The 22,838-nt window shown below is 43.9% G+C and carries 23 protein-coding genes; 21 read left to right on the top strand and 2 right to left on the bottom strand.

Features of this window, described 5'->3' with window-relative positions; genetic code table 11:
• Positions 1 to 11: 11 nt before the first annotated feature.
• From M1D65_RS17375 to hprF, 3 genes are read left to right on the top strand one after another with little or no spacing between them, the layout of a single operon-like run.
• Positions 12 to 950 carry a nucleoside recognition domain-containing protein gene (locus M1D65_RS17375; RefSeq protein WP_021480692.1) on the top strand — a complete coding sequence of 313 codons (939 nt, stop codon included), beginning with the start codon at positions 12 to 14 and terminating at the stop codon, positions 948 to 950.
• Positions 947 to 1,597 carry a pyrophosphatase PpaX gene (ppaX, locus tag M1D65_RS17370; protein WP_342412282.1) on the top strand — a complete coding sequence of 217 codons (651 nt, stop codon included), beginning with the start codon at positions 947 to 949 and terminating at the stop codon, positions 1,595 to 1,597. The genes M1D65_RS17375 and ppaX overlap by 4 nt, the downstream gene beginning before the upstream one ends.
• Before the next feature lie 3 nt (positions 1,598 to 1,600).
• Positions 1,601 to 2,119, top strand: a complete 519-nt coding sequence (gene hprF, locus M1D65_RS17365) for a heptaprenylglyceryl phosphate O-acetyltransferase (RefSeq protein ID WP_021480691.1) — start codon at positions 1,601 to 1,603, stop codon at positions 2,117 to 2,119.
• 19 nt (positions 2,120 to 2,138) lie between these two features.
• Here the strand turns inward: hprF and pelC are convergent, their stop codons facing one another.
• Entirely contained in the window at positions 2,139 to 2,804 is a 666-nt protein-coding gene (pelC, locus tag M1D65_RS17360; protein WP_021480690.1) for a pectate/pectin lyase PelC, read from the bottom strand.
• Between the two features lie 239 nt (positions 2,805 to 3,043).
• Positions 3,044 to 3,796: a C39 family peptidase gene (locus M1D65_RS17355; protein ID WP_456270656.1), complete on the bottom strand. Its 753-nt coding sequence runs from the start codon at positions 3,794 to 3,796 to the stop codon at positions 3,044 to 3,046.
• 250 nt (positions 3,797 to 4,046) lie between these two features.
• Between M1D65_RS17355 and M1D65_RS17350 the strand changes: the two genes are divergently transcribed.
• The 18 genes from M1D65_RS17350 (at position 4,047) to mgfK (ending at position 22,834) form a co-directional block, all read left to right on the top strand.
• Complete coding sequence (locus M1D65_RS17350; RefSeq protein WP_014481016.1) at positions 4,047 to 5,222, top strand: ATP phosphoribosyltransferase regulatory subunit; 1,176 nt, start codon at positions 4,047 to 4,049, stop codon at positions 5,220 to 5,222.
• Positions 5,215 to 5,856, top strand: a complete 642-nt coding sequence (gene hisG, locus M1D65_RS17345) for an ATP phosphoribosyltransferase (protein ID WP_015251138.1) — start codon at positions 5,215 to 5,217, stop codon at positions 5,854 to 5,856. The genes M1D65_RS17350 and hisG overlap by 8 nt, the downstream gene beginning before the upstream one ends.
• Positions 5,853 to 7,136: a histidinol dehydrogenase gene (hisD, locus tag M1D65_RS17340; RefSeq protein ID WP_282627109.1), complete on the top strand. Its 1,284-nt coding sequence runs from the start codon at positions 5,853 to 5,855 to the stop codon at positions 7,134 to 7,136. The genes hisG and hisD overlap by 4 nt, the downstream gene beginning before the upstream one ends.
• Positions 7,133 to 7,717: an imidazoleglycerol-phosphate dehydratase HisB gene (gene hisB, locus M1D65_RS17335; protein WP_003243389.1), complete on the top strand. Its 585-nt coding sequence runs from the start codon at positions 7,133 to 7,135 to the stop codon at positions 7,715 to 7,717. The genes hisD and hisB overlap by 4 nt, the downstream gene beginning before the upstream one ends.
• Positions 7,718 to 8,356 carry an imidazole glycerol phosphate synthase subunit HisH gene (gene hisH / locus M1D65_RS17330; RefSeq protein ID WP_042975255.1) on the top strand — a complete coding sequence of 213 codons (639 nt, stop codon included), beginning with the start codon at positions 7,718 to 7,720 and terminating at the stop codon, positions 8,354 to 8,356.
• Positions 8,353 to 9,090 (top strand): 1-(5-phosphoribosyl)-5-[(5-phosphoribosylamino)methylideneamino]imidazole-4-carboxamide isomerase, encoded by a 738-nt coding sequence (gene hisA, locus M1D65_RS17325; RefSeq protein ID WP_456270655.1) that lies wholly within the window; start codon positions 8,353 to 8,355, stop codon positions 9,088 to 9,090. Before hisH ends, hisA begins: the two co-directional genes overlap by 4 nt.
• Positions 9,087 to 9,845, top strand: a complete 759-nt coding sequence (gene hisF, locus M1D65_RS17320) for an imidazole glycerol phosphate synthase subunit HisF (RefSeq protein ID WP_160244574.1) — start codon at positions 9,087 to 9,089, stop codon at positions 9,843 to 9,845. Before hisA ends, hisF begins: the two co-directional genes overlap by 4 nt.
• Positions 9,842 to 10,471, top strand: a complete 630-nt coding sequence (gene hisIE / locus M1D65_RS17315) for a bifunctional phosphoribosyl-AMP cyclohydrolase/phosphoribosyl-ATP diphosphatase HisIE (RefSeq protein ID WP_064671544.1) — start codon at positions 9,842 to 9,844, stop codon at positions 10,469 to 10,471. Before hisF ends, hisIE begins: the two co-directional genes overlap by 4 nt.
• A gap of 245 nt (positions 10,472 to 10,716) precedes the next feature.
• On the top strand, positions 10,717 to 11,433 hold the full coding sequence (locus M1D65_RS17310; protein ID WP_169037662.1) for a lipoprotein YvcA: 717 nt from the start codon (positions 10,717 to 10,719) through the stop codon (positions 11,431 to 11,433).
• A gap of 1 nt (position 11,434) precedes the next feature.
• The gene (locus M1D65_RS17305; protein ID WP_342412283.1) at positions 11,435 to 13,342 is read left to right on the top strand and encodes a DUF6792 domain-containing protein; all 1,908 of its coding nucleotides are present in this window, start codon (positions 11,435 to 11,437) and stop codon (positions 13,340 to 13,342) included.
• Between the two features lie 14 nt (positions 13,343 to 13,356).
• Positions 13,357 to 13,716: a hypothetical protein gene (locus tag M1D65_RS17300; RefSeq protein WP_116315814.1), complete on the top strand. Its 360-nt coding sequence runs from the start codon at positions 13,357 to 13,359 to the stop codon at positions 13,714 to 13,716.
• Between the two features lie 166 nt (positions 13,717 to 13,882).
• Positions 13,883 to 15,652 carry an ABC transporter ATP-binding protein gene (gene bmrA / locus M1D65_RS17295; protein ID WP_217000129.1) on the top strand — a complete coding sequence of 590 codons (1,770 nt, stop codon included), beginning with the start codon at positions 13,883 to 13,885 and terminating at the stop codon, positions 15,650 to 15,652.
• A 125-nt stretch (positions 15,653 to 15,777) separates the two neighbouring features.
• Positions 15,778 to 17,232, top strand: coding sequence for a tetratricopeptide repeat protein (locus M1D65_RS17290; protein ID WP_032726925.1), 1,455 nt, complete (start codon positions 15,778 to 15,780; stop codon positions 17,230 to 17,232).
• A gap of 380 nt (positions 17,233 to 17,612) precedes the next feature.
• Positions 17,613 to 19,022 (top strand): peptidoglycan DL-endopeptidase CwlO, encoded by a 1,410-nt coding sequence (cwlO, locus tag M1D65_RS17285; RefSeq protein ID WP_326274694.1) that lies wholly within the window; start codon positions 17,613 to 17,615, stop codon positions 19,020 to 19,022.
• Positions 19,023 to 19,221: 199 nt separating this feature from the next.
• Positions 19,222 to 20,172: a thioredoxin-disulfide reductase gene (trxB, locus tag M1D65_RS17280; RefSeq protein ID WP_003228139.1), complete on the top strand. Its 951-nt coding sequence runs from the start codon at positions 19,222 to 19,224 to the stop codon at positions 20,170 to 20,172.
• A gap of 318 nt (positions 20,173 to 20,490) precedes the next feature.
• Positions 20,491 to 20,967 carry an 8-oxo-dGTP diphosphatase gene (locus M1D65_RS17275; RefSeq protein ID WP_010886622.1) on the top strand — a complete coding sequence of 159 codons (477 nt, stop codon included), beginning with the start codon at positions 20,491 to 20,493 and terminating at the stop codon, positions 20,965 to 20,967.
• A gap of 24 nt (positions 20,968 to 20,991) precedes the next feature.
• Positions 20,992 to 21,879, top strand: a complete 888-nt coding sequence (gene rapZ, locus M1D65_RS17270; protein ID WP_003228143.1) for an RNase adapter RapZ — start codon at positions 20,992 to 20,994, stop codon at positions 21,877 to 21,879.
• A 1-nt stretch (position 21,880) separates the two neighbouring features.
• Positions 21,881 to 22,834 (top strand): gluconeogenesis morphogenetic factor, encoded by a 954-nt coding sequence (gene mgfK, locus M1D65_RS17265; protein ID WP_049140423.1) that lies wholly within the window; start codon positions 21,881 to 21,883, stop codon positions 22,832 to 22,834.
• Positions 22,835 to 22,838: the final 4 nt, after the last annotated feature.

The following is a 22,838-nucleotide window of genomic DNA, read 5'->3' as shown; positions in this document are numbered from 1 at the left end:
GGGGATGAGGCATGAAGAAAATCTTTCTGGCCGGTCTTGCAGCAGGTTTTCAAACAACATGGACGCTGGGTAAAGTGATTTTCCCGGTAACGCTATTGGTCACTTTGCTTCAGCATACCCCTGTCATGGATTGGCTTGTACGGCTGATCACACCGGTAATGGGTCTCTTCGGGCTTTCTGGTGAAGCGGCCATTCCGCTTGTACTGGGAAATATGCTGAATCTGTATGCGGGAATTGCCGGGATTTTAACATTGGATTTATCTGTGAAAGAAGTCTTTATTTTAGCTGTTATGCTTTCATTCTGTCATAACTTGATTATCGAATCGACAGTTGCCGCAAAGGTTGGCATCAGAATTGGCGTCATATTGGCCGTGCGCATCGGTTTAGCCGCTGTGTCAGCCATCGTCATCAACCTCATTTGGCATGGCGGACAGGAAACGGCGCAGTACGGTTTTATCGCTGCGAAGAGCGTAGCGCCAGACAGCTGGCTGGCAATGCTGACAGAAGCCTTAACGAAAGCCGGACTTGGTGTTTTGCAGCTGGCGGCAATTGTCATACCTCTGATGATCATCATCCAGTTTTTAAGAGATTTAGGCTGGCTGCATCGGTTCTCCAGGTGGCTGTCTCCGTTTACGCAGCTGCTTGGCATGAATAAAAATACGTCTATGACAATGGTGGCGGGACTGACGATTGGTCTGGCCTACGGAGCGGGTGTCATGATCAAAGCTGTCGAGGATGACGGCGTGAGCAGGCGGGATATGACATTGGCATTTATATTTCTCGTTGCCTGCCACGCGGTCGTGGAAGATACACTTGTCTTTATTCCGCTCGGCATACCAGTCTGGCCGCTTCTTTTGATTCGTGTCACCACAGCAGTTCTGCTGACAATGGCTATTGCGCATACATGGAAAAAGTGGAAACCCTCAGCGGTTGGAAAGGAAGCAATATGAGTGACAAACAAGTAACGACGATTCTGTTTGATTTAGACGGAACGCTTATTAATACGAATGAATTAATTATCGCGTCCTTTTTGCATACACTGGAGCATTATTATCCGAGCAAGTATAAACGAGAAGATGTCCTTGCATTTATCGGGCCGTCTCTTTTTGAAACGTTCTCTTCGATGGACCCTGATAAATGCGAGGATATGATCGCTATGTACAGAGCGTACAATCATGACAGGCATGATTCACTCGTGACTGAATATGAAACGGTATATGAGACCCTGGATGCATTAAAAAAAGCCGGCTTTACATTAGGGATTGTGACAACAAAATTAAGAGATACTGTCAATATGGGCCTCAAGCTCACGGGAATCGGCGAATTCTTTGAAACAGTTGTCACCCTTGATGATGTGACGAATGCAAAGCCTGATCCCGAGCCTGTGCTGTTAGCGCTGAAACAGCTAGGAAGCGAGCCCGAGGAAGCCATTATGGTCGGTGATAATTACCATGATGTGCTGGCAGGGAAAAACGCCGGTACAAAAACGGCAGGAGTCGCATGGACGATTAAAGGGCCGGAAATGCTGGCGAAGTATGAGCCGGATTTTATGCTTGAGAAAATGAGTGATCTATTACAAATCGTTGGAGTGAAGTAATCTGTGAGAAAAACAGATCGTCATCCGGTCTCGGGGGCCAACTCACTGTGGCATGTCTATCAAACGGTACCTTTTTTAAAGGTCGTCAAAAATTTCATTGTCATTCAAATTGCGAGATATACGCCGTTTATAGGGATGAAAAACTGGCTGTACCGTACATTTCTGCGGATGAAGGTTGGAAATCAGACATCCTTTGCCCTCATGGTGATGCCAGATATCATGTTTCCGGAAAAGATCTCAGTCGGAACAAATACAATCATCGGGTACAATACGACCATTCTGGCCCATGAGTATTTGATTCACGAATACCGGATCGGCAAAGTTCTGATCGGAGACGAAGTGATGATTGGTGCCAACACGACCATTCTGCCCGGGGTGAAAATAGGAGATGGCGCAGTTGTGTCCGCCGGAACACTTGTCCATAAAGACGTGCCTGCCGGCGCATTTGTCGGCGGAAATCCGATGAGGATCATCTATACGAAGGAAGAAATGCAAGAAAGATTGAAAAAGTCCGCTGAATAACATCAGCGGACTTTTTTGGTTAAAATTGAGTGTTGTTGTTTTCGTAAATATGCTGAACACCAATCCATTTTTGACCGACATTAGAGTAGCGTGTATTTGTCATTCTGACAGTGCTTGTTTTGCTGTCCGTCCGGAATATCGCTTCCTTCATGTTTGTGATGGTGCACTTATCGATGATCACATCAACGTGGAAGGTTGAACCGCCAAGCTGTCTTATGAACTTTCCGCCATTGTCTGCCGTGAAATTTTTCACTGTGAAGGTACTGGCTTTATTGATTTGGAATATCTTATCTGACGCTTTTTGAGCAGAACCGCCGTCGATCGTCACTTTTCCTTCCTTCTTCACCGTTAACGCATCCTCACCAACATCTTCCCATTTCACATTCTGAATGTTAACGTTTCCATAAGTGTGCACGCCATCAGCGGCAGGTGCACCAAGCACCACATTTTTCAGGGTTGCTCCATCCTCCACACGAAAAACAGGGTCTTGGTTTTCTGACTGGCTTCCGTCGCCTAATTCTTTCCCTGCCACAAACCGCTGTCCTTTCCCGTCATATGTTGTATTTTTTGGTACGATAATTGTTTCGTGCACCACTTTGTCTGCTGCAAAAGCGGTTGATGACTGAAACTGGCTGAACACCATAACCAAACCGAACATAAATAGGATAGACACGAATTTTTTCAATGATAAATCCTCCCCGGATATCTTTCATTTTTTGCAAGAGAAGCGTCAGCGACTTGCACCGGCTTCTCTCACATAGATCGGGGCAAGGCTGAATCTGCTTTAATCATAAAAACAGATAGCCTGAAAGTAAAGACAATTCTGGATGATAAATGGAAAATGAATCGATCTTACCGATTGAAACAAAAAGCATGAATATTGTCGTATTTGCTCAGGATAGAGCATAGTGAGGCTTCAGGTGTTTACTTTTGAATAACTACGGCCTGGCTGCCCATTTGTTTCCACGCTTTTTCAAAGCTTGTTCTATCGGTTTTTCTGTTTTTATAGCCATACGGATCATTGAGATACACATATTTATCATCATATCCCGTAACGGCGACGCTGTGTTCGCTGTACGTAATCTCTATCGTTCCGTTTGGCGTTTTCCATGTCTGCATGTTGTCAACTGGCGTAAAGTTGGCTGTCGTAATAACCCAAACTGGATTGCCTTTTTCAAGCTGTTCATAAACAGCAGAAATGCTTTTTCCAGTCAGATCAGACACTTTGTCTCCCGCATAGGTTTTCGCCAGCTGATAGATCGGTCGATGGTAGACACCGAGACCAGGGCCATTCGCCATATCCCCGACAAATCCGTCATTCGGATCACCCTTTAATCCGCTGCTGTATGTCAAAGGCACTGTGGCAACCTGATTTGCCAGGGTGTTTTTTGTCACGTCGTATCCCGCGTAATTCAGCACCATCGCAAGGCTTGTTACTTCACAGCCGTTATAGAGCCGGGGTGCGTCCATTTGATTGTAAAGGATGACATCCAGCGGTTTTGCGCTTCCCTTCAGCTCCTTTTTGCTATTCGCAGCTGAGTCTGTATAGCTATCAGAAACCACTTTTTTAAGGCTGTTCAAAAAAGGAATATCTATATCTTTTGCATCTATTTTAAGTCCGAAAAAAATAACGCCTGAAAGAATCATCAGGACACATAGAGTTCGCAGTGTTTTCATCTTTATCTCCTTGTTCTCTATTTGATTTGTATTATAGCATGCCAAACATAAAGAATTTGAGATATTACGTACCTTTAATACATTATTCATGATTTTTTCATAATGAGGAGAAGGATATTCGAACTAAAAATATCCTTACTGAAGTTAAGCGTTGATTTTCATTCTTTCATCTGCTAACATATTATCATATTAGCGAACTAAAGAATTCGGAATTTTCCTTCATAAGATAACAGCGGAGGTGCTCGGGTTGATGTTTATGTTTGAAAAACCGCACGGCATGAGAGATACACTGCCCGGTTTATACGAAACGAAAAAAAAGGTGAGACGATCGTTAACCGATTTGATTGATAAATGGGGATATCAATTTATGGAAACGCCGACACTGGAGTTTTACGATACCGTTGGCGTCCAGTCAGCAATTGAAGAGCAACAGCTGTTTAAGCTACTTGATCAGGACGGCAAGACATTGGTGCTTCGCCCGGATATGACGGGGCCGATTGCAAGGGTGGCGGCATCGAAGCTTCTGAAACACGGTCATCCGCTAAGAGTCGGCTATGCGGCAAATGTATTCAGGGCTCAGGAGCGTGAAGGCGGACGTCCGGCTGAGTTTGAGCAGGTCGGAGTGGAGTTAATCGGTGACGGCACGACGAGCGCGGATGCGGAGGTCATTGCTTTAGTCGTCGGGGCATTGAAAAACGCTGGGCTGGCATCCTTTAAAATTGCCATTGGCCATGCCGGCATTGCGGATGCTTTGTTTGTTGAGGTGCTCGGGAACGTTGAACGAGCTGATGTGCTGCGGAGGTTCTTATATGAAAAGAACTACGTCGGCTACAGAGAGCATGTCAAGTCTCTCCCGCTTTCCTCCATTGATAAAAGCAGGCTGCTTGAGCTCCTTGAACTGCGGGGCGGTATAGAAGTATGCGGACGTGCCGAGGAAATCGTCGATTCTGCGCAAGGAAAAAGCGTGGTTGATGAGCTGAAGGCGCTGTGGGACATTCTTGAGGATTACGGATGTACGGAAAATGTCCGCCTGGATCTGAATATGGTCAGCCACATGAGCTATTACACAGGGATTTTATTTGAAGTGTACGCCGAGAATGTCGGTTTTGTCATTGGAAGCGGTGGCCGTTACAACAAGCTGCTGGGCCATTTTGATTCACCTGCACCGGCAACAGGCTTCGGGCTTCGGATCGACCGGCTGATTGAAGCCCTTCATATGAAAGAAGAACCTTGTGATATAGACGCTGTTATTTTCAGCAAAGAGCAGCGGGCGCAAGCCATCGCTTATGCGAATGAAGAACGCATGAAAGGGAACAAAGTGGTTCTTCAAGATTTATCGGGAATAGAAAATATCGACCAGATGACAAAATCTTTTGCAAACGTCACTTATTTTATCGGTGCCAGAAAGGAAGAGCAAAATGGGTAAGTTACTCACAATGGCGATGCCAAAGGGCCGGATATTTGAAGAAGCGGCAGGGTTGCTGAGGCAGGCAGGCTACAGGCTCCCTGAGGAGTTTGAAGATTCGAGAAAATTGATCATCGATGTGCCGGAGGAAAATCTCCGTTTCATATTAGCGAAGCCGATGGACGTAACCACGTATGTGGAGCATGGCGTGGCAGACGTCGGAATTGCGGGCAAGGATGTCATGCTGGAGGAGGAACGCGATGTGTATGAGGTACTGGATTTAAAAATCAGCAAATGCCACTTAGCTGTCGCCGGACTTCCGAATACAGACTGGAGCGGCGTAGCGCCAAGAATCGCGACAAAGTATCCGAATGTGGCTTCCAGTTATTTCAGAGAGCAGGGAGAACAAGTCGAGATTATTAAGCTCAACGGTTCAATTGAACTGGCTCCGCTCATTGGGCTTGCAGATCGGATAGTGGACATTGTTTCCACAGGACAGACGCTGAAGGAAAATGGGCTTGTTGAAACGGAGCACATTTGTGACATTACCTCTCGCTTTATTGTTAACCCGGTAAGCTATCGCATGAAAGACGATGTGATTGACGAAATGGCATCCCGCCTATCTCTCGTTGTGGAAGGAGAGACGGCAAAATGAAGATCAAAACCATCAGCGGAGCGGAACGGCTTTCTCTCAAGCGTTCCATCGATGCCGGAACGGAAGAGCAAAGAAAGACGGTCCGGTCCATTATTGAAGATGTTAAAGCAAACGGTGATCAGGCGGTTCGCAGCTACACGGCGAAATTTGACGGCATCGAAATAGACAGCCCGCTGGTCACAAAAGAAGAATTTGAGGAGGCATACACCTCACTGGATCCACGTCTTCTTCAGGTGATTAGGCAGGCAATCGAAAATATTAGGGAATATCACGAAAGACAGCTTGAATCCTCCTGGTTTTATCACAGAAAGGACGGCACAATGCTGGGGCAGAAAGTGACGGCGCTGGATTCCGCCGGTGTATATGTGCCGGGGGGAACGGCCGCATATCCTTCATCTGTTTTGATGAATGTGATTCCGGCGCTTGTAGCGGGCGTTGAAAGAATCGTTCTCGTCACGCCACCGGGAAAAGACGGTCTGCTGTCTCCTGGAGTTTTGGTTGCTGCAGCCGAGCTGGGCATAAAAGACATTTACAAAATGGGCGGCGCTCAGGCGATTGCGGCGTTAGCATACGGAACAGAAACCATTGAGCCGGTGGATAAAATCACGGGTCCGGGCAACATTTATGTCGCGCTTGCCAAACGAGAAGTGTTCGGCGATGTCGATATCGATATGATTGCCGGACCGAGTGAAATCGTCGTGCTGGCTGATGAAACAGCGATTCCGAGCGAAATTGCAGCCGATCTGCTGTCACAGGCGGAACACGATAAGCTCAGCTCATGTGTGTTTGTCACAGATTCCATGGCGCTGGCCGAGGCGGTTTCAGCCGAGGTGAGTAAGCAGCTGAAAACCTTGCCGCGAAGAGAAATAGCGGAAGCTTCAGTGAGAGATTACGGTTGTATATATGTGGCGGAAACAATGGTGGAAGCGATTGATACTGTCAATACACTCGCGCCAGAGCATTTAGAAATCATAACACAGTCTCCGGAAGCTTTGCTTGGGAGTATCAAACATGCGGGTGCAATTTTTTTAGGCAGATACAGCCCTGAGCCTGTCGGTGATTATTTTGCCGGACCGAACCATGTGCTTCCGACAAACGGAACAGCCAGATTTTCAAGTCCATTAAACGTAACTGATTTTCAAAAGAAATCGAGCATTATTTCTTACAGTCAATCAGCCTTTGAAGAACATGCCGAAAGCATCGTGGCTTTTGCCAGACTGGAAGGGTTAGAAGCCCATGCCAGATCAATTGAAGCAAGAGAACGGAGGATTTCTAAATGAGAAAAGCGGAACGCGTCAGGAAAACAAACGAAACAGATATTGAGCTGGCATTTACAATAGACGGCGGGGGACAAGCGGATATCAAAACAGATGTGCCGTTTATGACACATATGTTGGATTTATTCACGAAACACGGCCAATTCGATCTTTCCATTAACGCAAAAGGCGATGTTGATATAGATGATCACCACACGACTGAAGATATCGGCATCTGCTTAGGGCAGGCGCTGCTCGAAGCGTTGGGCGATAAAAAAGGAATCAAACGCTACGGATCGGCGTTTGTGCCGATGGATGAGGCACTTGCTCAAGTTGTGATTGATTTAAGCAACCGGCCGCACTTAGAAATGCGCGCTGACTTCCCGGCTGCTAAAGTCGGAACTTTCGATACGGAGCTTGTACATGAATTTTTGTGGAAGCTGGCGCTCGAAGCTCGAATGAACCTGCACGTCATCGTTCATTATGGCACAAACACCCACCACATGATTGAAGCCGTTTTTAAAGCACTGGGACGTGCGCTTGATGAAGCGACAACGATCGATCCGCGAGTTAAAGGAATACCGTCAACGAAAGGGATGCTGTAAATGATCGGCGTGATAGATTACGGAATGGGGAATTTATACAGTGTCTCAAAGGCGCTTGAACGTGTCGGCGTGCCGTATTTTGTTTCTGAAAAGCCGGAGGAGCTGAAAGAAGCTGATGCCTTCATTTTGCCGGGAGTCGGTTCATTTGGAGACGCGATGGACAATTTGCGCTACACGAAGCTTGATCAATTGATTCACGATATGGTCTCAGAGGGAAGGCTGCTTCTCGGGATCTGCCTCGGCATGCAGCTTTTATTTGAAGAAAGCGAAGAAAACGGCACCGCTTCAGGACTCGGGCTGTTAAAAGGAAAAGCAGTCAGGCTGAAAGCAGAAGATGAAAAAGGAAACAAGCTGAAGGTTCCGCATATGGGCTGGAATCGTCTTTCTTTTCATAATGAATCTCCGCTGCTGTCTGAAACAGAACAGGGCTACGCTTACTTCGTTCATTCTTATTACATTGACGGGATGGAGGAGAACGCGCTTCTGGCAAGCGCCGATTATGGTGTGCGAGTACCTGCTGTAGTTGGAAAAAGGAACGTCTTCGGCGCCCAATTTCACCCGGAAAAAAGCAGCACGGTCGGAATGTCTATCTTAACCCAATTTACGAAAATGGCAGCAGAACAGAAGGTGAAAAAATGAGTGCTTTTACATTATATCCGGCAATTGATATGAGAAATGGCAAATGTGTCCGCCTTGTTCAAGGGGATTATAATAAGGAAACGATATATGGCGATTCACCGTACGAGATGGCTGAGTTATTTGCGAGAGAGGGTGCCGAATGGATCCATCTCGTTGATCTCGACGGGGCCAAAGAAGGGAAAAGAGTGAATGACCGCCATGTGATTGAGATTGCGCAAAAGCTGAACCTGAAAGTCGAAATCGGCGGCGGGATCCGTTCCGAAAAAGACGTCTACGAATATTTATCAGCAGGAGTCGATCGGGTAATTCTCGGAAGCTCAGCAGTTTCTAACCCTCCGTTTGTCAAAAAAATGCTGAAACAATATGGCGAGAAAATTGCAATCGGACTGGATGCGAGAGACGGTTTTGTTTCAACAGAGGGATGGCTGGAAACATCAACCCTTAAGGCAACCGAACTAGGCAAAGAGCTTGCCAATGAAGGAGCGGAAGTCTTTATTTTTACTGACATCGCGACAGACGGAATGCTGTCAGGCCCCAATGTTAAAAGCACGGTCGAGCTTGCTAAGGAAACGGGGAAAGCGGTGATCGCTTCAGGCGGAGTCAGCTCCGTCACGGATCTCGAAGCCCTCGCCCGCTATGAGGCGGACGGCGTCTCTGGAGCAATCATCGGAAAAGCGTTGTATACCAATCAGTTTACGCTGTGTGAGGCGCTTGAAAGGGTGAAGCGCAAATGATCACAAAACGGATTATCCCATGCCTTGATGTCAAAGAAGGACGCGTTGTCAAAGGAATTCAATTTCTCGAATTGAAGGATGCTGGTAACCCAGTTGAACTCGCCGAAGTGTACGACCGGGAAGGTGCGGATGAACTTGTTTTTCTTGATATCTCCGCCTCACATGAAGGACGAAAGACGATGATTGACGTTGTGGAGCAGGTTGCCGCGAAGCTTGCGATTCCGTTTACAGTCGGCGGCGGCATCAATCAGCTCAGCGATATGAAAACGATACTGCGTGCCGGAGCGGACAAAGTGTCGGTGAACACGGCAGCTGTTCTTCGCCCTGAGCTGATTGCAGAAGGAGCCGAGTTTTTCGGTTCGCAATGCATCGTTCTTGCCATTGATGCCAAGTATGACAAAGAATCTGACACATATAAGGTCTATACGCACGGCGGCAGAAAGAAAACAGATTGGGAGGTCACCGCGTGGGCAAAAGAAGGCGTCAAACGCGGGGCAGGAGAAATATTGCTGACAAGCATGGACTCTGACGGTGAGAAAAAAGGCTTCGACCACACGCTGACAAAGCTTGTTTCCGAAGCTGTCCCCGTCCCTGTTATCGCTTCGGGAGGCGCGGGAAACGCACAGCATATGCTTGAGGCTTTTACAAAAGGAAAAGCTGACGCCGCGCTGGCCGCCTCAATTTTTCATTATAAAGAAACATCGATTAAAGAAGTGAAATCATACTTGAAAGAATACGGGGTGAATGTGAGATGAAACAGGCAGATGAACTGCGTTTTAACGAGGACGGATTAATTCCTGCCATCGTGCAGGATGCGGCAAGCAAAGAAGTGCTGACACTTGCGTATATGAACAAGGAATCGTACGAAAAAACGCTGGAAACGAAGGAAACATGGTTTTACAGCCGCTCACGCCAAGCGTTATGGCATAAAGGAGAAACCTCAGGGAACACGCAAGCCGTCAAAGGTATCCGGTATGACTGCGACCAGGACGCATTGATCGTACTTGTAGAGCCATCCGGCCCGGCATGCCACACTGGCAGCTACAGCTGTTTTATGAAGGAACAAACAGAAGAACAGGCCGCAGGCCGATTCGGCATCATGAATGAACTGGAGCGCGTGATCGCGGAACGCCAAGCGGAGATGCCTGAAGGAGCTTACACCACGTACCTTTTCCGTGAAGGCGTCGATAAGATTTTGAAAAAAGTCGGAGAAGAAGCATCCGAAGTCATCATCGCCGCGAAAAATCGGGACCACGAGGAACTCAAATGGGAAGCGGCAGACCTGCTGTATCACCTGCTTGTCCTGCTCAGAGAACAATCCTTGCCGCTGGATGATGTGCTTGACGTATTGAAAAAACGCCATTCTGAGAAAGAAGAGTAAAGAGCCGTATGATACGGCTCTTTTTGTTTTGTGAAAAAAGTAATAGGTATTTAGATTTATATGAGGTGTTATATATGATTAGTTAATAAAAGGAGATCAAAACCGAGTCTGATTTCCTATTTATCCAAATTCCGCCATGATGTAACATGAAAAAGGATGAAATAATCATCTCTTAACCAGGTCAATAGAATTATTTTTGATATATAAATAGAATACTATTCTCACAAAACCCGTGGAGGTTCGTAATGAAAAAGATCATCTATATTTGCTTCAGCTTATTACTTGCCCTGACAGGAGGATGCAGTATGAATGACAATGATAAAAACACCACAAATGACAATAAAACAGAAGCGGTAAAACCAAAAGACATGGATCCCAAGGATCTGCCTCAAGTACCTGCGTTTCAGGACGAGAAAACGAGAGAGTACATGGTGTCAACAAAAGAAGAGGAACCAGGATATTATTTGCTGGAATCTAAGCTGAAAGGGTTTAGGATGTTGTTTCCGGAGGATGGAAAGTATTCAAGTTATTTGTCTAGCCATGATGAAAATGAAGAAATCATAGCATTTGATAGCTATAAAAAAACAAAAAATAAAATGCTAAATGCACAAATAGAGTATTATCAAGGAGTAACTTTTATTAACAATCCTGAGACAATGTTAGACCAAATTAGTAGTGAAAATGGCTATAATGGTAATTTTGAAAAACTAGAGAACGAAGGTAAAGATATTTATATTGCTCACAAGAAAAATAATTTTGAAAATGATAAAAATAAATATAATTTTTCGTACAGATACTTCGGTTATATTAAATCTACTGAGAAAGACCAAATAGGTATTGTGTTTTCGTTTATGTTTAGATGCCCAAATAATGATAAGCCTTGTACGTTAGATAAAGATAACTTAGGAGATCAGGTTAAAAAGCTCGTAAAATCCATCACCTTTTTAAATAAGGAGGGGTAAGATGGCTAACTATAATATATTTTCAAATGAAAATGTAAAACTGCGGTTAATAAATTTAGAGTATGATTATAAAAAAAAGTTTGCATCAAACAATCCTAAAGAAATAAAGGAAGCAAAAGCAGAATTTGAAGCGGAAGTCCGCAGGATCTATAAAGAAGAAACTAATCAAAATCTTCCTAAGGATATTGAGATATATACATCTAAAGAACTGATTAAGAAAAATAACCAAAAAGATAAGTCAATAAAAGAATCGGGTTATGATGGTACGGCAATATATATAAAAGATAGTGAAAATCAAATAGACCAACTTCATATTATTTCAGAAGGTAGTGCTGATAACGAGGATTGGTCTTATAATTTTTTTGGCCTCTTCTTAGGGATCGACAATAGCCAATACAGAGCAACGAGAGAATTTACTAAGGAAGCAAAGAAAAGAGCTGGAAATTCTGATGAGTTACATACTTATGCTCTTGGGCATTCACTTGCAAATAACAACCAGGTAATGGTTCAGTTAATAGATGGAGAATTTGATGAAGTATATGGGGTAAACGGTGCTCAGGTTAGTGTAAATCATTTGTTACAGGCTGATAAAGATTTACTTGATGCTATGATCAATAAATTTAATGTTCTGAATACTGATGAACTTGAAAACGTCCGCAAAGAAGACCTTAAAAAAGCAATCACCCAATACTACAATGACAAAGGCGTCACAGCAAAGATCACCCAGCGTATTTCTAAAGATGACCCGCTCTATGGCGTCAGCGGAAAGGCCGATTTTATTACATTTGGCAATGTAAAGATGAAAGATACAAATACAGATGTCAAAGGAATCAGAAGTATTATAGATAAGATTCCTGATGAGGAAGTCCGTTCTATCCAAACTTTTTTACGAAAGTATTCGGATGAATATAAAAAAGGCGGGCTAAACGGATTTATCATGGCTTCGACCGGGATAGATGCAGAGCTTGTCGGCAGTATATTTAGTGCTGATGGAAATGTGGCGAAAGGGAAAATAGTGAAAGACCGGTTTGGTGATATACAGGTAATGGTTAAAAATATCGGGGGAAAAATGCCGGCCTTTATCAAATTCTTTCATACTATCTTGAATAATAGCGGAACAGTTGTGGATCAGCTTGAAGAGAATGGGTATATTGATGAGGCGCAAAGGAAGAGTATCAAAAAACAGTTAAAAATTGTTAATAGTAAGATAGGCGATATAGAAATTCAATATCAACAGTTAAAATACGCACTTTCTACTAATAATGTTGTTGCAATTGTTTATTATGTCTGTGAGTTAATAGGCAGTGTTAATGAATTAAAAGATGCATTTGAAACACTCGACACAGAAACAAAAGACGCACTAAAACTTATCGTCGACGGCCACAGTATCGTTCAAATGCTCAACGCCTTGTCAAAGGAAAAAGGCTTCAGCTATAAAGGCTCCGATATTTATTTTACAGGGAAGAGCGGCTCGGGAGAAACGATTCAAGTCAATCTCTCATCCGCTGTCAGAATCTATCAAAACGGTATGAAAATCGTTGAAGATATGGAAGATGCGATTTCTAAGTACCAGAAGGTTTACAGTCAGGAAATCGATGAAGACTTCATAGATAAAAAACAGGCGATCACCACGGCGGTTCATCATATGGAAGAAAACCCTTCGCATTATGCCTTCGATCTTCAATTCCGGCTTGCAGCTGGTTTCAGCCACACATTCGATAAATTGGAGAAAATCTCAGTTCATGAATCATTCCACACAGGTGCGCTTCCTGCTAATGATGGAATTGTTGCTGAATTAAAAAAACAGACAACAGAAAAAAGAGATTTTATCAAAAATATCCGCGAGAGTATTGAAAAGCTGTTTGAAAAAGAAGAAATGATTTCTCAGTTATTTGATTTTCAGCCTTAGGAGGAATATGAAGAGTGACTTCCTTATTTTCAGAAAGTGAAACAGAAATTGTATCAACAACCTATATGTTTCTTACCCAAGATGAAATGAAGGGGAAAGCGGGCACCCTCAATCAACCGATCAACGACTTTCTCAGCCTGACAAAGAAATTTGAGTCTTCATTAAAAGAGGAAATCAAAGGGCAAAAAGGGTTGATTGTAAAAAAAATAAAAAAAGAGCTTGAGTCTAAAAGCGAAAAACGAAAAGCCGCCCTTGAGATGATAAAAGAAGAACATACTGCAAAAGTTGATCGATACAAAATGATAATAGAAGACCTGCGACAGCAGGATGTAACATTGACCTACAGAAAAAAGAAGCCTGTGAAAGATGTCTAACATAAAAAATCTCCTATTCAAACAATGAGTGGGAGATCTTTTATTTTGATCACGGCAAAAATATACTGAAAAAGTCTCTCGCCATTGATATGATTGAGAAAGAGTAAAAATCATCCTTTTGCTATGACTTTTCACCTTTCTGAACGCTGAAACAGGAGGAAAATATATGCCAAACCAGAAACAAAAATCTAAAAGTAAATTGAAACCCTTTTTTGCCTTAGTAAGACGGACCAATCCTTCTTATGGAAAGCTCGCCTTTGCGCTTGCCCTCAGTGTTGTAACCACACTGGTCAGCCTGCTCATTCCATTATTAACGAAGCAGCTTGTCGATGGTTTTTCTATGTCAAATCTGTCAGGCACGCAAATCGGGTTGATCGCGCTGGTGTTTTTCGTTCAGGCGGGTTTAAGCGCTTATGCCACCTATGCCCTTAACTATAATGGACAAAAAATCATTTCCGGGCTGCGGGAGTTACTATGGAAGAAATTAATTAAGCTTCCTGTCTCTTATTTCGATACAAATGCTTCCGGAGAAACAGTCAGCCGTGTAACGAACGATACGATGGTGGTCAAAGAATTGATTACAACCCATATCAGCGGATTTATTACAGGCATCATTTCTGTCATTGGATCATTGACAATCTTGTTTATTATGAACTGGAAGCTGACACTGCTTGTGTTAGTGGTCGTTCCGCTGGCCGCTCTTATTTTGGTGCCGATTGGACGGAAAATGTTCTCCATTTCACGGGAAACACAAGATGAAACGGCTCGTTTTACAGGACTGCTGAATCAAATTCTCCCGGAAATCAGACTTGTTAAGGCTTCAAATGCGGAGGATGTCGAATATGGGCGCGGGAAGATGGGGATTTCCTCATTATTTAAGCTTGGCGTTCGTGAAGCCAAGGTTCAATCGCTTGTCGGTCCGCTTATTTCACTCGTGTTAATGGCAGCGCTTGTCGCAGTGATCGGATATGGCGGCATGCAGGTCTCATCAGGCGAGCTCACAGCCGGAGCGCTCGTGGCTTTTATTTTATATTTATTTCAAATTATTATGCCGATGGGCCAGATTACAACGTTTTTCACACAGCTGCAAAAATCAATCGGTGCAACAGAACGAATGATTGAGATTTTGGCAGAGGAAGAGGAAGATACAGTGACAGGAAAACAAATTGAAAATGCGCATCTGCCTATCCAGCTTGATCGCGTGTCTTTTGGATATAAGCCTGATCAGCTGATCTTAAAAGAGGTCAGCGCTGTCATTGAAGCAGGTAAAGTCACAGCGATTGTCGGTCCGAGCGGCGGGGGGAAAACGACGCTGTTTAAGCTGCTTGAACGTTTTTATTCTCCGACTGCAGGGTCCATTCGGCTGGGGGACGAGCCGATTGATACTTATTCGCTTGAATCGTGGCGGGAGCACATCGGGTATGTATCGCAGGAAAGCCCGTTAATGTCCGGGACAATCAGAGAAAATATTTGCTACGGGTTAGAACGAGATGTGACGGATGCTGAGATCGAAAAAGCCGCGGAGATGGCATATGCGCTCAATTTTATAAAGGAGCTGCCGAATCAGTTTGATACAGAAGTGGGCGAACGCGGCATTATGCTGTCAGGCGGACAAAGGCAAAGAATTGCGATTGCGAGAGCGCTTCTCCGTAACCCAAGCATTCTTATGCTCGATGAAGCTACCTCAAGTCTCGACAGCCAATCTGAAAAATCAGTTCAGCAGGCGCTGGAGGTGCTGATGGAGGGCCGCACAACGATTGTTATCGCTCACCGATTATCTACCGTTGTAGATGCGGACCAGCTTTTGTTTGTTGAAAAAGGGGAAATTACCGGTCGTGGAACACACCATGAGTTAATGGCTTCCCATGGCCTTTATCGGGATTTTGCTGAACAGCAGCTGAAAATGAATGCAGACTTAGAAAACAAAGCCGGGTAAATTTTGGTCGAATCAGCCAATAAAAAAGAGGAGGGATTTTCCCAATCCTTCCTTTTGAACTATTGAGGGGCTTACGATTTATGGTATACTACTGACGGTAATATTGTATAAAACGGAGGGTAGTTGTGGGAAAACACACTTCTGAACATAAAAATCACGCACAAATTGTCCAGCTGCTTCAAGATGGACAATATTTTTTTCATAAAGGCTTGAAAGCGTATAAAGAGCGCAATCTAAAACGGGCAAGCAAACTGATTCAGCGCGCGGTTCATTTGGAGCCGGAGGATTCAGAGATGCTTTCACAGCTTGCGGTCATTTATTCGGAAATGGGCCAGTATCAAGAGTCGAACGATCTTCTTGACTATATCATGGCAAATCTGGAGGCCGAAATGCCGGAGTGCCATTACTTTAAAGCGAATAACTTTGCCCATCTGGGGCTCTTCCAGGAAGCTTATAAAGAAGCGGCCGCTTATTCTGATGCGGACCCGGATGGTGAATTCGCCGAAGAAAACGATAGTCTGCTTGATTTGCTCGATTTAGGAGACGACGGCATTGAGGATTCGTTGTATGATCAGGATGAACTGCTGGTGAAACAGGATCGGGCAAAGTCATTGCTGGAAAGCGGCCAGCTTGCTGAAGCGGTTGCGGCGCTTGAGGAAATCACAGCTGAATATCCGGAGCTTTGGTCAGCATACAACAATCTCGCGCTTGCCTATTTCTATTCAGGAAACGTTGTAAAAGCGAAGCAAACCGCTTATGAAGTGCTTTCTCATAATGAAGGAAATCTTCACGCCTTATGCAATCTTCTCGTTTTCTACTATTATGAAAGAGAAGACGAAAAAGTGGCGGAATTGAGTGATCAGCTCTCCAATGTCTATCCGATGCTAATGGAGCAGCGTTATAAATTGGGTGCTACTTTGGCGCTTGTCGGCCGCTACGAGATCGGATATAAATGGCTCAAATCATTATATAAAATCGGCTTTGAAGGTGACGACACCTTCTTTTACTGGCTTTCATGCTCTGCTTATTTTACGGGACATACCGACTTTGCCGAGACGATCTGGAGAAAAGTCGAGTCGCAATATCCCGGCGAAGACCGCCCGGCGCCTTGGATTGAGCGGAGGGAAGCTCTTCCTTCATCTGTGGAACAGCGTCTCGCAGCCTATTATATCAGCAGCACAAAGGGAGAAACAGAGCATCTTGAAGCGGTGATACGCTCAAAGAGAATAACCGCTCCTTTTGAAAATCATTTTGTAAAGCTGCTTCTAAATGGAGATTCTGCGGCTGCTGACGTTTCAGAGGATGCACTTTTCGCCTATCAAACGGTCAAACTATTAGAGCAAGCTGAAAAAGAAGAGATGAAAACAGAAGTCATGAGCTGCTGGGTTTTCCATGTCATCCAGCAAATTCGTGCAGCTGCCCCGTTGAAAAATGAGAAAGGCTGGGCAGCAGCCATCTGTTATATTTGGAAAGAAGCCCATGGCAAGCAAGACACGAAAAAAGACACAGCGGCCCGATTCGGCATCTCTCCGGCAACTTTGACGAAATATATGAAATATATTGATGATATTCTAGAATAGTAAATTTTAAAGAGTCGATTTATTTAATCGACTCTTTTTTTGTTTGATAGATTATATTAAGAAAATAATATCGACAGTTTTTTTACACGCTTAAGAAAAATGACAAATGATGTGTGACTTGACATCTGTTTGAAACATAAATGTAATAAAATTTATCGCTAATTTGTCGAAACTTGATGGTATAATGATTCTCGTACATAAGGAATTAGTGTTTTTTACATATGATGTGAAATAAACGCTATACAACCAGAATAAGAGATGCACAGAATAATTAACCATAAACAACCATCATTCCTCGTAGAGTATGAGGAACGAAACTTGATGTTCAAAATACGATTCCAAATGAGGACAGGTTCACAGTAAAAGGGAGGATATAAAAAGTGAGAAAGAGTTTAATTACACTTGGTTTGGCTTCCGTCATCGGGACAAGCAGTTTTTTGATCCCATTTACAAGTAAAACTGCATCGGCGGAAACATTAGATGAAAAGAAACAAAAAATCGAAAGCAAGCAATCTGAGGTTGCTTCCAGCATTGAAGCGAAGGAAAAAGAATTAACTGAGCTTCAGGAAAATCAATCAAAGATTGAAAAAGAACTGAAAGACATTAACGCTAAGGCGCTTGATACAAGCAACAAGATCGAAGATAAAAAAGAAGAAAATGATAAAACAAAAGAAGAAATCAAAAAACTGAAAAAAGAGATTAAAGAAACAGAAGCACGTATCGAAAAACGCAATGAAATCCTGAAAAAACGCGTTCGTTCTTTACAGGAAAGCGGCGGATCTCAAGGATACATAGATGTTCTTCTAGGATCAACAAGCTTTGGTGACTTTATCTCTCGTGCGACTGCGGTTTCATCTATTGTGGATGCAGACAAAGATTTAATCAAACAGCAAGAGCAGGATAAAGCGAAGCTCGAAGATTCTGAAGCGGATTTGAATGACAAGCTGAAAGAAGTTCAAGCTGCATTGGCTAAATTAGAAACAATGCAAAAAGACCTTGATAAACAGCTTAATGAAAAAGACAAGCTTTTCGACGAAGCAAATGCAAGCCAAAAGAAAACGGCTAAAGCGATTTCTGAATTAAAATCAGAGGCGTCTGAACTTGCAAATCAAAAAGCAAATACTGAAGCTGAACAAGCACGCATCAAAAAAGAACAAGAAGCAGCGGCTGCTTTGATCAAAAAGCAGGAAGAAGCACAAAAAGCATCTGATGAAACACAAACAGATGACAGCCAAACGGCTACAACTGAATCAGCAAAAGCAAGCTCATCTGATGATTCTTCAGACAATTCTTCTAACGGTTCATCAAACAGTTCGTCTAACGGCTCATCTTCTAAGAAGAGCAGCGGCTCAAACAGCAATTCAGGCGGCACTGTTATCAGCAACTCTGGCGGAATTGAAGGCGCGATCAGCGTTGGTTCAAGCATTGTAGGACAATCTCCATACAAGTTTGGCGGCGGACGCACTCAGTCTGATATCAACAACCGTATTTTTGACTGCTCATCATTCGTACGCTGGGCATACGCTTCTGCAGGTGTTAACCTTGGACCTGTCGGCGGAACAACAACTGATACGTTAGTTGGCAGAGGACAAGCTGTCAGCGCGTCCGAAATGAAACGCGGAGACCTTGTGTTCTTTGACACTTATAAAACGAATGGACACGTAGGAATCTACTTAGGTAACGGTACATTCCTAAACGACAATACATCTCATGGCGTATCTGTTGACTCTATGAGCAATCCTTACTGGAAAGCAGCATTTAAAGGCGTTGTAAGACGTGTTGTTCAATAATAAATATGACAAGGGCCTTCTATAAACAGAAGGCTCTTTCTTTATTAACATATACCCTTTTCGAATACATTTAATCGTGTTGAGCAAAAAAATAGCGTATCACCATGAGATTTTATAGGGTAAGGAATACGTTTGATGGGGATTCTTATCTTATAAGAAAGAGCCCAAACTTGAAAAGATGGTTTAAGGAGTGAATAGTGTGTCAGAAGAAAAAATTTATGACGTGATTATAATCGGCGCGGGCCCTGCTGGGATGACGGCCGCTGTATACACATCAAGAGCGAATTTATCGACATTAATGATTGAAAGAGGAATTCCTGGCGGACAAATGGCCAATACGGAAGATGTAGAAAACTATCCTGGATTCGAAAGTATCCTTGGGCCTGAGCTTTCTAACAAAATGTTTGAACACGCGAAAAAATTCGGCGCTGAATACGCTTATGGCGATATTAAAGAGGTCGTTGACGGCAAAGAGTACAAAGTAGTCAAAGCCGGTTCAAAAGAATATAAAGCCCGTGCTGTCATCATTGCTGCTGGTGCGGAATATAAAAAAATCGGTGTGCCTGGCGAAAAAGAATTGGGCGGCCGCGGTGTATCTTATTGTGCAGTATGTGACGGGGCTTTCTTTAAAGGCAAAGAGCTTGTTGTTGTTGGCGGCGGAGATTCCGCGGTTGAAGAAGGCGTGTATCTGACTCGTTTCGCTTCAAAAGTAACAATTGTTCACAGACGAGATAAACTCCGTGCTCAAAGTATTCTTCAAGCGAGAGCATTTGATAATGAAAAAGTTGACTTCCTGTGGAACAAAACCGTGAAGGAAATTCATGAGGAAAACGGCAAAGTCGGTAACGTAACGCTTGTCGATACGGTAACCGGTGAAGAAAGTGAATTCAAAACAGACGGCGTATTCATTTACATTGGCATGCTTCCTCTGTCTAAACCGTTTGAAAACCTGGGCATTACGAATGAAGAAGGCTATATCGAAACAAACGACCGCATGGAGACAAAGGTTGAAGGGATTTTCGCTGCCGGAGACATCCGCGAAAAATCACTGCGCCAAATCGTAACGGCTACAGGAGACGGAAGTATTGCGGCACAAAGCGTACAGCATTATGTCGAAGAGCTCCAAGAAACGCTGAAAACCTTAAAATAAAAAGGGCTGTCATACGAGTTTCACATTACGTTACTGGGTTTTAATTCCGCTGTAACACATGTGTAATGCTTTTCGGTTATGATTAATAAAGTAATTGACCCCCTTTTTATAATGAATACACTTTTTTGGCACGGATTCTCCAGTTATCCGTGTCCTTTTTTTGTCCATAAATAAAAGATGAATGCCAGTTACAGCAAAATCATCTGAATTAAGGAATGAATATGCTGTAAAATAGAAGAAAAGATTGTCAATGTCTCTTCATTGTGGGAGGCATCTTGAAGCGGTATAATAAAGAGACGATGACAGGACGAAGGTTAGGTGACGTACTTGCAAAGAGTGACAAATTGTGTGCTTCAGACGGATGACAAAGTTCTTCTGCTTCAAAAGCCGAGACGCGGATGGTGGGTCGCGCCGGGAGGCAAGATGGAGAGCGGAGAATCAGTTAGAGACTCCGTCATCAGAGAGTACAGAGAAGAGACTGGTATCTATATCATAAATCCTCAATTAAAAGGCGTTTTTACCTTTATTATTAAAGACGGTGACCACATTGTCTCCGAGTGGATGATGTTTACGTTTGTCGCTGATTCATATACAGGACAAAATGTATCAGAATCAGAGGAAGGCAAACTGCAGTGGCACGATGTCAATGACATTCAGAACCTGCCTATGGCCCCTGGAGACGGCCATATCCTTGATTTTATGATGAAGGGACAAGGGCTGCTGCACGGCACATTTACGTATACACCGGAATTTGAGCTGCTCAGTTATCGTTTAGACCCGCAGCACATCAAATAGAAAGACAAGTCAGGGGGGAGAAAGATGAGTGCTAGTGAATCACATGATATTCAGCTTGTCATTATAACCGGAATGTCGGGAGCGGGGAAAACGGTCGCGATCCAAAGCTTTGAAGATCTCGGCTATTTCTGCGTCGATAATCTTCCGCCTTCATTGCTTCCGAAGTTTTTAGAGCTGATGAAGGAATCAAATTCGAAAATGAGCAAAGTTGCGCTCGTGATGGATTTGCGCGGCCGCGAATTTTTTGACCGGCTGATTGAAGCGCTGGATGAAATGGCCGAAAATCCGTGGATCACACCGCGAATTTTATTCCTGGACGCGAAGGATTCCATTCTCGTCACAAGATATAAAGAGACGAGACGCTCGCATCCGCTGGCAGCGACTGGCCTGCCGCTTGAAGGCATCGCGCTGGAACGAGAGCTGCTTGAGGAATTAAAAGGCCGCTCTCAAATCATTTACGATACGTCTGACATGAAGCCGCGTGATTTGCGTGAAAAAATCGTGAAGCACTTTGCGACAAACCAAGGAGAGACATTTACCGTGAATGTCATGTCATTTGGTTTTAAATACGGTATTCCAATTGATGCAGATCTCGTCTTTGATGTCAGATTTTTGCCGAATCCGTACTATATCGAAAGTATGCGGCCGCTGACTGGCAAGGATAAAGAGGTTTCCTCTTACGTCATGAAGTGGAATGAAACACAAAAGTTCAATGAGAAATTAATTGATCTGCTGAGCTTTATGCTTCCATCTTATAAAAGAGAAGGAAAAAGCCAGGTTGTCATTGCGATCGGCTGCACAGGGGGCCAGCACCGCTCTGTGACATTAGCCGAGAATTTAGCTGATTATTTCAAAAAGGATTACTATACTCATGTTACTCACCGGGACATTGAAAAGAGAAGCCGGAAATAAGATGGGACATAAGCCGAAAATTGCAATCTTTGGCGGCGGTACAGGTCTTTCTGTATTGCTTCGGGGCTTAAAGCATAAACCTGTTGACATCACGGCCATTGTAACAGTTGCCGATGATGGGGGAAGCTCTGGCCGTCTGCGGAATGAACTGAAAATTCCGCCTCCCGGAGACATCAGAAATGTGCTTGCCGCTTTATCCGATGTGGAGCCGCTTGTTGAAGATCTTTTTCAGCACCGCTTCAATAAAGGGAATGACTTAACAGGCCATTCTCTCGGGAATTTGATTTTGGCAGCGATGACAAATATAACCGGTGATTTTTTTCACGCTGTCACTGAAATGAGCAAGGTGCTGAATGTAAGAGGAAAGGTTTTGCCGGCTGCCAATGCCAGTGTTGTTTTGCATGCTGAGATGGAAGACGGCCGCGTGGTCTCAGGCGAGTCAACGATCCCAGAATACGGACAGCGCATTAAGCGTGTTTTTCTCACGCCTGAACAGATTGATCCGCTGCCGGAAACAATAGACGTGATCAGGGAAGCGGATTTGATTATTATCGGCCCGGGAAGCCTCTATACAAGCATTCTTCCCAATTTGCTCGTCCCAAAAATCGGGGAAGAAGTGATAAAGGCGCCGGCGAAAAAAGTATACATTTGCAACGTGATGACTCAGCCCGGCGAAACGCTCCATTACACCGCTGCTGATCATGTGAAAGCGCTCAATCAGCATATGGGCTGCGGTTTTATTGATACGATATTAGTGAACAGTGAAGACATTCCCGACGAAATAAAACGTAAGTACGAAATGGAATCGGCGCGTCCTGTTGATTTTGATATCGAAGAGCTGAAAGCGATGGGGCTTGAAGTCATCAGAGATCAAATTGTAACGTATAAAAATGACGTAATACGTCACGATACACATAAAGTGGCCTCTCTTCTTGTTGATTTACTGAAAGAATGAAGCC

This window comes from Bacillus sp. JZ39 (genome assembly GCF_053903145.1).
The sequence above is the reverse complement of the archived record's forward strand: the minus strand, read 5'-3'. Positions and strand labels throughout refer to the sequence as shown.